Raw genomic sequence first — 14,541 nt, forward strand, 5'->3', positions numbered from 1 at the left:
AATGAATGATAAGCAGAAAGATGCTGTTTTGTGTACTGAAGGGCCGTTGTTAATAATTGCTGGTGCCGGCAGTGGCAAGACAAGAGTTTTAACACATCGTGTGGCTTATTTGATCAAGGAAAAAAATGTCAATCCGTGGAATGTTTTAGCAATTACTTTTACTAATAAAGCAGCCAAGGAAATGCGTGAGCGAGTAAACAACTTGTTAGGTGAAGGGTCAGAGGATGTTTGGGTTTCAACCTTTCACGCTTTATGTGTCCGCATCTTGAGAAGGGATATTGATAAGTTAGGATACAATCGTGCCTTTACAATTACAGGTACAAGTGAACAGCGAACTCTGATCAAGCATATTCTGACGGATTTGAATATTGATCCCAAGAAATTTGATCCGCGCTCACTTCTTGGTGCTATCTCAAATGCCAAAAATGACTTGAAAACGCCAAAAGATTACTTGCAAGAAGCACAATCCCCTTTTGAAAAAGTCGTAGCTGATGTTTATGCGGAATATCAAAGAAGACTGGAGCAAAACCAAGCAGTTGATTTTGATGATTTGATTATGCTGACTTTGAGACTTTTCAAAGAGGAACCGGAAGTATTACATTATTATCAGAGAAAATTTCTGTATATTCATGTTGATGAATATCAAGATACAAACAAGGCACAATACGAACTTGTTAATAGTTTGGCTCAAGCAGGGCATAATATATGTGTTGTTGGTGATGCAGATCAGAGTATTTACGGCTGGCGCGGTGCAAATATGGAGAATATTCTTAATTTTGAAGAAGATTATCCTGATGCACGAATTGTTAAGCTTGAGCAGAATTATCGATCGACGAAAAATATTTTGCAGGCGGCAAATGCAGTTATTAGAAACAATGTAAGAAGAAAAGAAAAACAGTTATGGACAAATAATATACAAGGTGAAAAAATCCATTATTATCGTGGGCAGAATGCTAATGATGAAGCGTTTTATGTTGTTCGTAATATTCAAAAATTAATGGAACAAAATAATTATAGTTATGGCTCTTTTGCTGTGCTATATCGAACGAATGCACAGTCACGTGTGATCGAAGAAACATTTATCAAAGCAAATATCCCATATAAAATTGTAGGTGCTCATAAATTTTACGACCGTAAGGAAATCATGGACGTACTGGCATATATTCGGCTGATAGCTAACCCACAGGACAATATCAGTTTTGAACGAATAGTCAATGAACCAAACGCGGCATTGGGGCAACAAGTCTCGAGAAACTAACAGCTTTCGCCGAGATGAATGATTTGTCTTTGCTTGATGCAGCCAGTGATGCAATTTTAGCGAATATTTCAGGCAAAGCGAGTCGTGCCTTGAGTGACTTTGCCTATACGATCAAACAATTGCATGTAATGCAGGAAAAAATGAATGTGACAGAGTTAACGGAAAGTCTATTAGATAAAACAGGATATAAAGCTGCCTTAGAAGCTACTAAAAATTTGGAGAATCAAAGCAGACTTGATAACTTGAATGAGTTTTTAACAGTAACCAAGCAGTTTGACGATAATTGGGAACCAGAAGATGAAACAAGTGATCCGTTTGTTGACTTCCTAGCAGATTTAGCACTTGTTTCAGACCAAGATGGTGTTGAAGAAAACGCAAATGAAGTGACATTGATGACACTTCATGCTGCCAAGGGATTGGAGTTTCCGGTAGTCTTTTTGATGGGGCTTGAGGAAGGCTTGTTCCCACTGTCACGGTCAATGATGGATGAAAGTGAGCTGGAGGAAGAACGTCGCTTAGCATACGTTGGTATTACACGTGCAGAAAAGGCATTGTATTTAACAAATGCTTTTTCTCGTATGCTGTACGGTCGGCGCCAAACTAATCCAGCCTCTCGCTTTATCCAAGAGATTGATTCTGACCTGTTGCAAGCCGATAATCACGATGTTGCAAGTACTTCGTTGGGCAGCATGAGGCATTCGGATAGAAAAGAATTTCATAAACCAATATATCGTCAACCTGCTGGGACGATTGAAAAAAATAGAGGAACCGGTGCAGACAAGAAAGCATGGCAGATTGGGGACAAAGTCATGCATAAAGCGTGGGGGACAGGAACTGTTGTCAAGACTTCTGGTCAAGGAGAAGATCTGGAGCTGGATATTGCTTTTGAAGGCAAGGGGATTAAGCGGCTATTAGCTGCGTTTGCACCAATAACAAAAATAGCTAAAGAGTAGGTGGAGATTCTCAATTACGAGAACAGTAGAGGAGTGAGCGATTTGTTGACTGAACACGCTGCGCAAAAACGTGCACAGGAACTTAGAAAACAGCTTAATGATTGGAGTCACCAGTATTACGTTATGGATCAGCCAACCGTTGAGGATGTAGTTTATGATAAAGCCTACAAGGAATTAGTTGGCTTGGAAAAAAGATTTCCTAAGATCATTGTAAGTGATTCTCCAACTCAGCGTGTCGGAGGCCAAGTCTTATCAGGTTTTAACAAACTCAATCATGAATTACCAATGTTATCGTTGGGAGATGTCTTTTCCAAGCAAGAACTAATGGAATTCGATGAGAGGTTGCGCAAGACAGCAGACAAAGATTTCGCATACAGCTGTGAATTAAAAATTGATGGGTTAGCGATCTCGCTAGTTTATGAAAACGGGGTATTTGTTCAAGGATCAACTCGAGGCAATGGCGTTATTGGTGAGGACATTACGGAGAATCTGCGGACGATCAAAGCTATTCCATTGCAATTAACAGAACCGGTTTCACTTGAGGTGCGAGGAGAGTGCTATATGCCTAAGCGTGCATTTGCAGAGTTGAACGCTAAGCGTGAAGCAGAGGGCAAACCGGTTTTTGCAAATCCGCGTAACGCTGCTGCGGGGAGTTTGCGGCAGCTGGATACAAGCATTACAGCACGGCGGCATTTAAGTACCTTCATCTACTATCTGATGAAGCCAGAGAGTCTTGGAATTGAAAAGCAGAGTGAAGCACTGAAAAAAATGGCTGAATGGGGGTTTAGAACCAATTCTGAATCACGAGTAGTGACATCTGCTGCTGAAATAAACGCTTATATTGATGAGTATCAGGCAAAAAGAACATCCCTTCCTTATGATATTGATGGGATTGTTTTGAAAGCCGACCCATTTAATGTTCAGCGTATGGTTGGAAACACGGTCAAAGTTCCTCGCTGGGCAATCGCATATAAATTTCCACCGGATGAGCAAGAAACAATTGTCCGTCAGATAGAATGGACTGTTGGAAGAACGGGGATAGTTACTCCAACTGCTGTAATGGACCCAGTTACGATAGCTGGATCAGTTGTTTCTCGAGCATCCCTGCATAACCCCGATTATTTAAAGCAAAAGGATATACGATTGCTGGATACCGTTGTTTTGCACAAAGCTGGGGATATCATTCCTGAAATTTCAAATGTTGTAATGAAAAAAAGGCTGCATGATTCGCAACCGAGTTCTGTGCCGACAAATTGTCCTATCTGCAAGGCTGAATTAGTACACTTGAATGATGAAGTTGCCCTGAGGTGTATTAATCCAAAGTGTCCAGCACTGATAAAGGAAAGTTTGATTCATTTTGGCTCAAGGAATGCGATGGATATTTCTGGTTTAGGTCCTAAGGTAGTTGAACAGTTGTTTAATCAGAATCTGGTAGCCGACATTGCAGATTTATACCGGTTAAAATTTGAAGATTTGATTAAATTAGATAAGTTTAAAGATAAAGCAGCCAGTAATCTGTTGACAGCTATCGCTAAAAGTAGGCATAATTCCGTTGAGAGACTTCTTTTTGGCCTAGGAATTCGTCATGTGGGTGCCAAGGTAGCACGTCTGTTGATGCAGCATTTTCAAGACTTGAGAAACCTAATGAAAGCCGAGCCCGCTGAAATTTTAGAAATTGACTCGATGGGAGACGTGATAGCTGATAGTGTTGTAACTTATTTCTCTAACGCAGAGGTCAAAGAATTGATCAAAGAGTTGGATGAAGTTGGAGTCAATCTCCTTTACAAAGGCTCAGAGCGGTCAGTCAGCAACACAAGTGACAACTATTTTGCTGATAAAAGAGTTGTCCTGACTGGAACTTTAGACCATATGAAGAGATCTGAAGCTAAGAAATGGCTAGAAGAGCATGGAGCTGACGTTACCGGAAGTGTCTCGCAAAAAACGGATTTGGTAATTGCAGGTCACAGTGCAGGAAGTAAGTTGACGAAGGCACAAAAATTGGACGTTAAAGTTATAAATGAAGCACAGTTCATTGAACAAATGGAGGAAAAAAAGTGAAAAAGATAGGAGTTATTTTTAGCTTAGGGTTGAGTGTGCTATTACTTGCAGCCTGTGGAAAAATCGGTGATTCGACTTCAACTGGCAATAATGTCGCCAAAAATTCTTCCTCAGGATATCAAACAACTGGTCAAAATAGCGATAGCGAGTATGAGGGCGTTATTAAAAATGGAAAATATTTAACAAGCAAGGCCCGCGGTGTCGGAGTGGCACAGAACTCAGATAATATTTTGAATCTGAAGAGTTTTGAAGCTGGGCTGACACAATTATCGAAAGATCAATTTCCGACAGATAGTTATGTTTTTCGTGAGGGACAGTTGTTAACTTCTGCTACGGTTGAGAAATGGCTAGACAGAAAATCAAAAGATAATCCAGACGGGTTAAATCCAATTGACAATGGGCAAAAAGATGCTAATAAACGTAACCCAATGTATGTGCAGCAGCTAGAGGAACAAGACTATATGAAGCAAAAAGATGGCAAATTGACGCTGTCAGGAATAACAGTCGGCATTGGAATGAATACTAAGGACTACTATGAAAAAGAAAAATACGGTGCGACGTTTACGACCAATATTTCCAAAGAAAAAATGGTTCAAGAAGGTCAAGCAGCAGCTGCAAAGGTTTTGTCAAGACTGCGAAATACTGAAGGAGTTCCAAACAATGTGCCTATTCTGATTGGAATGTACCAGCAATCATCAAATGATAGCTTAGTAGGCGGATCTTTTTATTCCTATACTGTTAGCAAGAGCGGAAACACAATTTCATCTTGGAACGATGTTAATGTAAAGAGTTATGTATTTCCGTCAACGTCAACTGCTTCTGTGCCCAATGATAATGATGAAACGTCTTTTGAAAGCTTCAAAAAACAGGTGCAAAACTTCTTCCCGAATTTGGCAGGGGTCACTGCTCAGGGGCAGTATGAGAATAAGTCATTGAAGGGATTGCATGTGAACATTACGACGCAATTTTACAGTGAAACAGAGATAACTAGTTTCACACAGTTCATCGCGCAAACTGCAAAAACATATCTTCCAAATGGAATCCCGATTGATATCACTGTCAAAGGAAGCGACGGAACGGTTCAGAGCTTCCTTGCTAAAAAAGCAAAAGAAAGCAGTTATTATACACATGTCTTCAGCAGTTACTAAACTAGGGACATAGGATTCATTATTAATATTGCTGAATTTATTTCAACAACGCACTTGACTAATCAGATATGCTAAAATAAAACTATAAACGAAGAAAGAAGGAGAATAAATGGCAATTAGTGAAGACAAAGTAGCACATGTCGCCGGCTTGGCTAAACTTGCTTTTTCAAAAGAAGAATTACAAAAGTTTACTGGGCAAATGGGTGAGATCATCAACATGGTCCAACAACTCAGTGATGTTGACACAACGGGCGTTGAGGTGACAACACACGTTACTGACGCTGTTGATACAATGCGTGAGGACAAGGCGGTCAAAGGCACAGACCGTGAATTATTGCTGAAAAACGCACCTGATCATCAAGATGGTTTTATCAAAGTTCCAGCAATTATCGATGAAAGCGAGGAGGCATAGTAATGAACTACTTTGCAAATGATTTAACAAGTTTGCATGATTTACTTGTGAAAAAGGAAATCAGTGCAACTGATCTGACAAAGGAAACTCTTGCTACAATCAAAGAACGTGAACAAAAGGTAGATGCCTTTCTGAGTGTTGATGAAGAAGGAGCTTTGAAACAAGCAGCAGAAGTTGACGAAGCAGGGGTTGATGCTACTAACGTTTTATCAGGAATTCCGCTTGGAATTAAAGATAACATTGTGACCAAAGGACTGAAAACAACAGCTGCAAGCAAGATCTTAGAAAATTTTGACCCGATATACGATGCGACAGTCATTGAAAAGTTAAAAGCTGCTAAAGCAATTACGATTGGCAAAACCAATATGGATGAGTTTGCTATGGGTGGCTCGACAGAAAACTCTGCTTTTAAGTTAACGAAAAATGCTTGGGATCAGACTAAAGTACCTGGCGGGTCTTCCGGTGGCTCAGCAGCGGCAGTTGCATCTGGTGAAGTAGTAGCTTCTCTTGGTTCTGATACTGGTGGTTCGATTCGGCAACCAGCCTCCTTTAATGGTATTGTCGGTGTTAAACCAACTTATGGTCGTGTATCACGTTATGGGCTAATAGCCTTCGCGTCCAGCTTGGATCAAATCGGACCATTTACAAGAAGTGTTAGAGATAACGCTACACTCTTAAATGCAATTAGCGGCGCAGATCCGCGTGATTTTACCAGCTCGAAGCGCGAAGTTCCGGACTTCACGCAAGGAATAGATGGCGGGGTTAAGGGAATGCGTATTGCAGTTCCCAAGGAATACCTAGGTGAGGGTGTCGCTGCTGATATTAAAAAGGCAGTTAAAAATGCGATTACGGTATTTGAAAAATTAGGAGCAACTGTAGATGAGGTCAGCTTGCCTCACAGTAAATACGGTGTACCTGTTTATTATATTATTGCCTCATCAGAAGCATCATCTAATCTGCAGCGTTTTGATGGAATTCGTTATGGACACAGAGCTCAGAATGTTAAGAACTTGGAAGATGTCTATGTAAAATCAAGGTCTGAAGGTTTCGGTGATGAGGTCAAGCGCCGGATCATGCTTGGAACATTTTCTCTGTCTGCTGGTACATATGACGCATTCTTTAAAAAAGCTGCACAGGTCAGAACTTTGATCTGTCAAGATTTTGCACGAGTATTTGCTGAATATGACTTAATATTGGGACCAACAACACCAACAACAGCATTTGGAATCGGTGAGGATATTAAGGATCCTGTTACAATGTATATGAATGATATTCTGACTATTCCGGTAAACCTTGCGGGCTTACCGGGGATGTCGCTTCCTGCGGGCTACAGTAAAGGTTTGCCGATCGGATTGCAATTAATTGCAAATCAGTTTGATGAAAAAACCATGTATCGGGCAGGATATGCTTTTGAACAAGAAACCGAATTTCATAAACAAGCACCAACGATTGGAGGGCAAAATTAATGAATTTTGAAACAACGATCGGTCTGGAAGTTCATATTGAGATGAAAACAAATTCGAAGGCTTTTTCACCAGCTCCCGTGCAGTATGGTTCTGAACCTAACACTAATACTAATGTGGTTGACTGGGCTTTCCCAGGGGTGTTACCGACGGTTAACAAGGGTGCTCTTGAGTTTGGAATGCGTGCTGCGCTAGCCTTGAATTGCGAAATTACACGAGATATCCATTTTGACCGTAAAAACTATTTCTATCCTGATAATCCAAAAGCTTACCAAATTACACAGGCTCAAACGCCGATTGGGCGTCACGGCTGGCTTGAAGTTGAAGTTGATGGACACAAGAAAAAAATAGGGATCGAAGAAATGCATGTCGAGGAAGATGCTGGTAAGAACACACATAACCCTGACGGCTATTCATATGTTGATCTTAATCGTCAAGGAACCCCTTTGATTGAAATTGTATCGAAGCCGGATATTGCTTCTGCTGAAGAAGCCTATGCTTACTTGGTTCGTTTGCGTCAAATAATTCAATTTACCGGCATCTCGGATGTAAAGATGGAAGAAGGCTCAATGCGTGCTGATGTCAACGTTTCTGTACGCCCAATCGGGTCTGATAAGTTGGGAACCAGAACTGAGATGAAGAACCTTAATTCATTCGAACATGTCCGCAAAGGAGCACATTATGAATCTAGACGTCAGCAAAGGGTTTTGATGGCTGGCGATAAAATAAGACAGGAAACACGTCGGTTTGACGAAGCTACAGGTGAAACTGTTTTGATGCGTGTTAAGGAAGGGGCAAGTGATTATCGTTACTTCCCGGAACCTGATCTGCCACCGATACATATCTCGGATGAGTGGGTGCAGGAAGTTAAGAATTCGATCCCTGAAATGCCAGATAAACGACGCAAACGTTATGTTGATGACTGGGGATTGCCAGAATATGACGCCAATGTTCTCACACAAACCAAGGAAATGTCGGATTTCTTCGAGGAAACTGTTGCGCAAGGAGCAGACCCCAAGTTGGCTGGTAATTGGCTGATGGGGGATGTTAATGCGTATCTGAATGCTAATCAGATTGGTTTGTTAGAGACAAAATTAACTCCAGAACATCTGGCAACTATGATTAAATTGATTCAAGACGCAACGATTTCTTCCAAAATAGCCAAAAAGGTCTTTAAAGAAATTATTACAAACGGCAGTGAGCCAAAGGTTTGGGTCGAGAAAAAAGGTCTTGTTCAATTGTCGGATCCGGCTGTACTGCAACCGATTATCGATGATGTGCTGCAAAACAACGAAAAATCAATCGAAGATTATAAAAACGGTAAGGACCGTGCGATTGGTTTCCTAGTGGGTCAGATTATGAAACAAACACGGGGAAAGGCCAATCCCAAAGTTGTTAACCAATTACTGATAGCAAGCTTAAAGCAGCTTTAAGCGTAACCTAATCTTGAACGCAAGGGGAGTTAGTGATGCAAAAGCGTTGTAGGATTATTTATAATCCAACTTCAGGTCGTGAAGCGATGAAAAATGATCTAGTCGAAATTTTAAATATTTTGGAACGTGCTGGATACGAAACTAGTGCTTTTCAGACAACACCTGAACCTGATTCTGCACGCAATGAAGCTGAACGTGTGGCACGCGCAGGTTTTAATCTGGTTGTTGCAGCTGGTGGAGATGGAACAATCAATGAGGTTGTTAATGGGATCGCGCCACTTAAGCAGCGCCCCAAAATGGGAATCATTCCAGCTGGAACGACCAATGATTATGCGCGTGCGTTGAGAATACCGCGGGAAGATCCAGTCGCCGCAGCTAAGGTCATCGCTAAGGGACAAACAGTCAACATGGATATCGGTCAAGCTGGGGAGAAGTACTTCGTAAACATTGCCGGTGGCGGCTTATTGACAGAGTTAACTTATGGTGTCCCCTCACAGTTCAAGTCTTTGTTTGGCTATCTGGCATATCTCGTAAAGGGCGCTGAAATGCTGCCGCGGATTAAACCAATAAAAATGCACTTAGAATATGATAACGGAATTTTTGATGGAAAGGCATCGATGTTCCTACTAGCCTTAACGAATTCTATTGGCGGTTTTGAGCAAATCGTGCCAGATGCATCTTTGGATGACGGTAAATTTACGCTGATTGTTGTTAAAACAAGCAATCTTGTTGAAATATTGCAGTTGATGACAATGGTTCTAAACGGCGGCAGACACATTAATGATTCGCGCATACTTTATGTGAAAACCTCGAAGCTGATAGCTAAACCTGTTGATGATAAAATGATGATCAATATTGATGGCGAATATGGTGGAGATGCACCTATGGTTTTCAAGAACTTAGAGCAGCACATTCAAATGTTCGCTAATACTGAGAAAATCCCTAAGGGAGCAATTACTTCGTCAGACAAAACTCCGGAAGAGATAGACGCAAGTCAGCATTTTGTTGAAAGTGTGGAAGATCTAATCGGTGAAGATATGAATGGCGACGGAACAGTTGGGAAAAAAGAGAAAAAGTAATCAGAAAAAACATCGCGGTCTTTTTTGTTGATAAGAGCCGTGGTGTTTTTTATTAAAGAGGAGAAAAATATGGGAAACAAAGCACCAGTAAATAAAAATGAGAAATTGACAGTTACTATTGAAGATTTAACGTATCAAGGCATGGGGGTGGCTAAAGTTGAACATTATCCGTTGTTTATCGAAAATGCGCTGCCAACAGAACGAGTAAAAGTTCATGTACTTAAAGCTGCCAAAAATTACGGCTTTGCTAAAGTCATAGAACGGTTGAGTACAAGTGAACAGCGTGTTGAAGTTACTGAAAATCAGTATCTGCAAACCGGCATTGCACCATTGCAGCATCTTAACTACGAAGCGCAGCTTGAATTTAAGCGTACCCAAATAGTGGAGTTGCTCAGTAAGGTTCACTTAGAAGGAATTAAGGTCGCACCAACCATTGGGATGACTGAGCCCTATCATTATCGCAATAAGGCACAAGTACCGGTCAGAGCAGTCAATGGGAAATTGGAAACGGGCTTTTTTAAGAAAAATAGCCACACATTTGTTCCGTTAGAAGACTTTCTTATTCAAGATAAGAGAATTGATGAAGTAATTAAAGAAGTTCGTGATATTTTACGTGAATTTAACATAGAAGCCTATGATGAACGCAAACATAATGGTGTCATTAGACATATCATGGTTCGAAGAGGCTACTATACACATGAAGTCATGGTGGTCCTTGTGACACGATCAAAGAGACTTCCAATGCAGGAACAGATTGTGGAAGCAATCCAAGCAAAGTGTCCAGATGTTTGCAGCATTATTCAAAATGTTAATCAAGCATCCACTAATGTAATTTTGGGCAAGCAAGATAAGCTATTAGCGGGTAAAGAACAAATTAAAGACCAACTGAATGGAATAACCTTTAATATCTCAGCACATTCATTTTATCAAGTAAATCCGCTTCAAACTGAGAAACTCTATAAAGCGGTCGTTGAAGGGGCAAACTTAACAGGCAAAGAGACTGTGATTGATGCTTATTGCGGGATCGGAACAATTTCATTGACCTTAGCAGCTAAAGCAGCAAAGGTTTATGGGGTGGAAATCGTTCCTGAGGCGGTAATTGATGCCAAATTAAATGCAGCCGCCAATGAAATTGAAAATGTACAATTCGAAACTGGAAGTGCAGAAGAATGGATGCAGAAATGGGAAGAACAGGAAATCAAGCCAAATGTTATCGTCGTTGACCCCCCACGCAAGGGACTTGCTGAAAGTTTGATTGAAAGTGCGGTTAAGATGGGACCTGACAAGATCGTTTATGTCAGCTGTAATCCCGCAACTTTGGTTAGAGATCTACAGTTGTTCCTTGAAAAAGGATTCAAAGTCGCACAGCCGATTCAGCCAGTTGACCAGTTTCCGCAGACGGTGCATGTTGAGTCTGTTACGGTCCTTGAACGGGCAGAAAAATAGGCGACAAACCGGGTTATAACGACATTTATAGATGATGAAGAGTGTACTTTTTCCTTTCTTGCTGATTGGAATTAGTACACTTTTTCTATTTTTTACTGGAGAATTGAGCTCTCTATGTCTTATTTTGCCGATTGAGCTGATTAATGTGCTGCGACATAATAAGTGTTTGGCTTTATAGCATAGGAAATCTGTGGGGCAGTAGTATATTCAATGTATGATTTAATTACTGGGGAGGATGCAAGGTATATGAATCTAGAAAAATATAAGTTATTAAAGAATAAAAAAAGCTGAAGTGCTTGATGGTGATGAACCATTTGGTGATTTTGAATCATCAAATACTGATTCTTATTTAAGTGTTTCTAATTTTAAAATAGCTATGGCAAGATTGAGTGGACCAGATATTTGCGATGTAGCAAAAAGGCTTGGGGCGACACTGTGGACAAAGCCTTAAAGAAAGAAGAGAGAGCACCCAGCCAAAATAGTTGAATGACGCATAGACTAAATATTTACATCTTAACTTTAATTTTTTAACCATCTTTGAACGTGAACTCCATGTAACGTTGGGAGATGGTGGTGTTCTTCAATCAAGTATTGTGCTAATTCTCCGTGGTTAAAGTTCCGATGATATTGGTCATCACGGTAGGTCTTCTGGCAGAGCATGTCACCGGTGTAATTGATATTGCGAAGAATATTAATCATTGTATTGCTCTACCATGATGACCACGCTGTGTAGGGAGGTGTTGAGCATTCAGTTTTTTAGCAATTTGATTAGTCGATGTGCCGTGCAGAAATTGCTGAAAGATCGATTTTACGATTCTAGCTTCAGCATGGTTAACAATTAAATTGCCATCCTGAATGTCATAACCATATGGGGCGGACGATACTCTGAAGTCGCCACTTGCAGCCTGCTTGCGAATAGACCAGCGTAAACTGAGTCGCCGCTGCCCTCATTTCGAACTGCTCGATCTAGACCTATAATGGTCGCCACAAAACGATCGATCTTTTCAGTAGGTTTGGCCTTATCGAGTTTGACATTACCGGCTGGAAGAGTCCATCTGAAGTTTTCTTTGGGACAAAGTTGCGCTTGATTTGACAGTTCGTCATGAATCTAAAGAAATATACAGTATCTAAGTTCTAAATCAAAAAAATTATGATAATCAAAGCTGATGTGGCGGAAGATAAATTTAAGCAAGGATGGCGGGTAAAATTCCAGATTACCTTAAGGAGATTTTGAATGTTTTTCAAAGAAGATTTATTCTAAGTTGTTAGGCTTTTTTATATTGTATTTAAATTTATAAAATATAATAATAAATATAAAAGGCAAGGGTTGATAAATAAAAGAAGAGGGTTGAAACTGATGAGAAAAATTGCTGTACCAGCGGATTTGGCAGAATTTAAAGAGAAGTATTACTACAAAACCGAGTTAGTTGAATTATGTCGCATACTTAAACTGCCAGTTTCAGGAACAAAAGCAGAATTAAATTTCTATCTTGAACAATACCTTTCTGGTATTTCTGTTTCCAAAATAAGAGCGAGTCGTCCTTTTGTGACTAGAACTAGAAGAAAAATACTAACTGCAAATCAAATCAGGCTTGATACCAAAGTTATCGGTACGGGTTTTACTTTTAATAACGAGGCACGCAAGTTTTTTTCGTCTTACTTCGGAGTAAAGAAGTTTTCTTTCAAAAAAGAAATGGCAATGATTAAACGACAAGCTGAAAAGGAAAATGACACTGAATTGACGGTGGGAGACTTGATTAAACGTTCTTTAAAATTAAGCAGGGACAAAGAACAAATTGCAGCTGTTTCTGAAGAACAGACATACCAGTGGAATAATTTTGTGCGTGATTTTTTCTTAGATTCAAAAACCACGCAATATAATGACCGTCTTAAAGTGGCAGCTATCTTATGGCAATATGTAAAAAAAAGTAAACAGGAGAAAAAATATACCGCAATATTGCTAGAGAATTGTGCCGCTGAAATTGAAGGCTATTTAAAATGAAGATAAGTGTCAATCTAAATAGGTTTGCAAGTTATTGGAAACTTATAATGCAAAAAATAGCACGCCCGTATTTCCTGAACTATCTTGCGAATTAAGTCGAAATTCGCTTTGCGTTTTGATATTTTGCCTTTATTTGAGTACGCTCGTTAATACATGCTTTGATAGATAGCTTTTTTCGGTTAAGCGCTAAATACCCATATTCAAAGGTTATCAATTATTGTCACATTCCAGTTTGTGTATAAAGAAATAACTTTGATCACAAATTGTTTTTGCCCCAATCATTTAGGGATTGCATAAGCGGAACCAAACTTTTTCCCTTAGCTGTTAAATAGTATTCAGACCTGAATGGTGGTTTATCTCCAATTTGCTTGTTGAAAATAAGTTTTTCAGAAATTAAGGTTTCAAGAGATCTAGTCAGCATGATATTGGTGATGCCAATAGTTCTATCTTTAAGTTGGTTAAAGCGAATTCCCTCGTCGTTGTGAACTAACCAAAGAATATTAAGTTTCCATTTCCCAGCAAAAATATCCATCACTTTTGAAATACCACAAGACCAATCGTTTGTCGACTGCATGATTTAACTCCTTTTTTTAGGTTACAAAAATGTGCGTTCTATTTATTGCAACATTTTACCGCTACAATTATTTTATAACAAAAAAGGGATGTGCTGTTAATGAGTTTTTTAAATAACTTGGATAATAGGAGATCAATTCGTCATTTTGTGCCAGGAGTGAAAATCAGCGATCAAAAAATATTAGAAATCTTAGATCATGCTGCAAATGCACCCTCAAACAACAATTCTCAGCCGTGGAAGGTTATTGTCGTCAAAAGTACTGCTTTGAAAAATAAGCTAAAAAAATTGTCTTTCGGTCAGGAACAGGTGGCAGAAGCAGCGGCAGTATTTTTGATCTTGGGTGATAAAAAGCTATACGAAGTAAAGAAACTAGTGCAGAATAGTATTGAACACCAGCTTATCTCCGAAGATCAAGCTGGGAACAAGCAGAAAAGAATTGAAGCGTACTTTGCAATGCATCCAGAGGATAGAGAAGAACCTGGTTTACGTTTAGATCTGGGCCTATTCAGCATGAATCTGATGCATGTGATTCGGACTTTTGGATATGATTCTGTTCCAATGAGAGGCGTTGATTTCAACGAGGTACTTGTCAGCTTGGATATTGATAAAACTTTGTCGCCGATTATGCTTCTCCCTGTTGGAAAACCACTTACTGAGGGGCATAAGCATATTAGAGAAAAAGCTAAGAATTTTACTATAATTATTAACTAAGGAA

11 protein-coding genes and 2 pseudogenes are annotated in these 14,541 nt (G+C 39.8%); 10 read left to right on the forward strand and 3 right to left on the reverse strand.

The window, feature by feature from the left end:
* Position 1: 1 nt before the first annotated feature.
* The 8 genes and pseudogenes from pcrA (at position 2) to rlmD (ending at position 11,250) form a co-directional block, all read left to right on the forward strand.
* Positions 2 to 2,211: pseudogene (gene pcrA, locus JCM15457_RS10080) on the forward strand (DNA helicase PcrA).
* Between the two features lie 45 nt (positions 2,212 to 2,256).
* Positions 2,257 to 4,269, forward strand: a complete 2,013-nt coding sequence (gene ligA / locus JCM15457_RS10085) for an NAD-dependent DNA ligase LigA (protein ID WP_034989775.1) — start codon at positions 2,257 to 2,259, stop codon at positions 4,267 to 4,269.
* The gene (locus JCM15457_RS10090; protein WP_034989734.1) at positions 4,266 to 5,417 is read left to right on the forward strand and encodes a CamS family sex pheromone protein; all 1,152 of its coding nucleotides are present in this window, start codon (positions 4,266 to 4,268) and stop codon (positions 5,415 to 5,417) included. The genes ligA and JCM15457_RS10090 overlap by 4 nt, the downstream gene beginning before the upstream one ends.
* A 109-nt stretch (positions 5,418 to 5,526) precedes the next feature.
* Positions 5,527 to 5,829: an Asp-tRNA(Asn)/Glu-tRNA(Gln) amidotransferase subunit GatC gene (gene gatC / locus JCM15457_RS10095; RefSeq protein ID WP_034989735.1), complete on the forward strand. Its 303-nt coding sequence runs from the start codon at positions 5,527 to 5,529 to the stop codon at positions 5,827 to 5,829.
* A gap of 2 nt (positions 5,830 to 5,831) precedes the next feature.
* Positions 5,832 to 7,295 (forward strand): Asp-tRNA(Asn)/Glu-tRNA(Gln) amidotransferase subunit GatA, encoded by a 1,464-nt coding sequence (gene gatA / locus JCM15457_RS10100; RefSeq protein ID WP_034989736.1) that lies wholly within the window; start codon positions 5,832 to 5,834, stop codon positions 7,293 to 7,295.
* Positions 7,295 to 8,725 carry an Asp-tRNA(Asn)/Glu-tRNA(Gln) amidotransferase subunit GatB gene (gatB, locus tag JCM15457_RS10105; RefSeq protein WP_034989737.1) on the forward strand — a complete coding sequence of 477 codons (1,431 nt, stop codon included), beginning with the start codon at positions 7,295 to 7,297 and terminating at the stop codon, positions 8,723 to 8,725. Before gatA ends, gatB begins: the two co-directional genes overlap by 1 nt.
* Before the next feature lie 35 nt (positions 8,726 to 8,760).
* Positions 8,761 to 9,804 (forward strand): diacylglycerol kinase, encoded by a 1,044-nt coding sequence (locus JCM15457_RS10110; RefSeq protein WP_034989738.1) that lies wholly within the window; start codon positions 8,761 to 8,763, stop codon positions 9,802 to 9,804.
* 69 nt (positions 9,805 to 9,873) lie between these two features.
* Positions 9,874 to 11,250 carry a 23S rRNA (uracil(1939)-C(5))-methyltransferase RlmD gene (gene rlmD, locus JCM15457_RS10115; RefSeq protein WP_034989739.1) on the forward strand — a complete coding sequence of 459 codons (1,377 nt, stop codon included), beginning with the start codon at positions 9,874 to 9,876 and terminating at the stop codon, positions 11,248 to 11,250.
* A 695-nt stretch (positions 11,251 to 11,945) separates the two neighbouring features.
* Here the strand turns inward: rlmD and JCM15457_RS12680 are convergent.
* Both JCM15457_RS12680 and JCM15457_RS12735 read right to left on the reverse strand, forming a co-directional pair.
* Complete coding sequence (locus JCM15457_RS12680) at positions 11,946 to 12,167, reverse strand: recombinase family protein (RefSeq protein WP_152537317.1); 222 nt, start codon at positions 12,165 to 12,167, stop codon at positions 11,946 to 11,948.
* A gap of 8 nt (positions 12,168 to 12,175) precedes the next feature.
* A pseudogene (locus JCM15457_RS12735) lies at positions 12,176 to 12,301 on the reverse strand (terminase); the annotation flags it as partial.
* Positions 12,302 to 12,607: 306 nt separating this feature from the next.
* Here JCM15457_RS12735 and JCM15457_RS10120 point away from each other — a divergent pair.
* Positions 12,608 to 13,252 (forward strand): SAP domain-containing protein, encoded by a 645-nt coding sequence (locus tag JCM15457_RS10120; protein WP_034989740.1) that lies wholly within the window; start codon positions 12,608 to 12,610, stop codon positions 13,250 to 13,252.
* Positions 13,253 to 13,508: 256 nt separating this feature from the next.
* On the opposite strand, the gene JCM15457_RS10125 is transcribed toward JCM15457_RS10120, so the two are convergent.
* A complete protein-coding gene (locus tag JCM15457_RS10125; RefSeq protein WP_034989741.1) occupies positions 13,509 to 13,826 on the reverse strand; it encodes a winged helix-turn-helix transcriptional regulator in 318 nt (105 codons plus the stop codon).
* A gap of 99 nt (positions 13,827 to 13,925) precedes the next feature.
* On the opposite strand from JCM15457_RS10125, the gene JCM15457_RS10130 reads away from it, so the two are divergent.
* Positions 13,926 to 14,537: a nitroreductase family protein gene (locus JCM15457_RS10130; RefSeq protein ID WP_034989742.1), complete on the forward strand. Its 612-nt coding sequence runs from the start codon at positions 13,926 to 13,928 to the stop codon at positions 14,535 to 14,537.
* Positions 14,538 to 14,541 lie beyond the last annotated feature (4 nt).

This window comes from Liquorilactobacillus sucicola DSM 21376 = JCM 15457, assembly GCF_000612445.1.
In the GTDB taxonomy this organism is placed as follows: Bacteria; Bacillota; Bacilli; order Lactobacillales; family Lactobacillaceae; genus Liquorilactobacillus; species Liquorilactobacillus sucicola.

Excerpts from the sequence above, each read along its gene's own strand:
- gatC (WP_034989735.1), top strand. The coding sequence starts at position 5,527 with ATGGCAATTAGTGAAGACAAAGTAGCACATGTCGCCGGCTTGGCTAAA.
- gatA (WP_034989736.1), top strand. The coding sequence starts at position 5,832 with ATGAACTACTTTGCAAATGATTTAACAAGTTTGCATGATTTACTTGTG.
- gatB (WP_034989737.1), top strand. The coding sequence starts at position 7,295 with ATGAATTTTGAAACAACGATCGGTCTGGAAGTTCATATTGAGATGAAA.
- JCM15457_RS10110 (WP_034989738.1), top strand. The coding sequence starts at position 8,761 with ATGCAAAAGCGTTGTAGGATTATTTATAATCCAACTTCAGGTCGTGAA.
- rlmD (WP_034989739.1), top strand. The coding sequence starts at position 9,874 with ATGGGAAACAAAGCACCAGTAAATAAAAATGAGAAATTGACAGTTACT.
- JCM15457_RS10120 (WP_034989740.1), top strand. The coding sequence starts at position 12,608 with ATGAGAAAAATTGCTGTACCAGCGGATTTGGCAGAATTTAAAGAGAAG.
- JCM15457_RS10125 (WP_034989741.1), bottom strand. The coding sequence starts at position 13,826 with ATGCAGTCGACAAACGATTGGTCTTGTGGTATTTCAAAAGTGATGGAT.
- JCM15457_RS10130 (WP_034989742.1), top strand. The coding sequence starts at position 13,926 with ATGAGTTTTTTAAATAACTTGGATAATAGGAGATCAATTCGTCATTTT.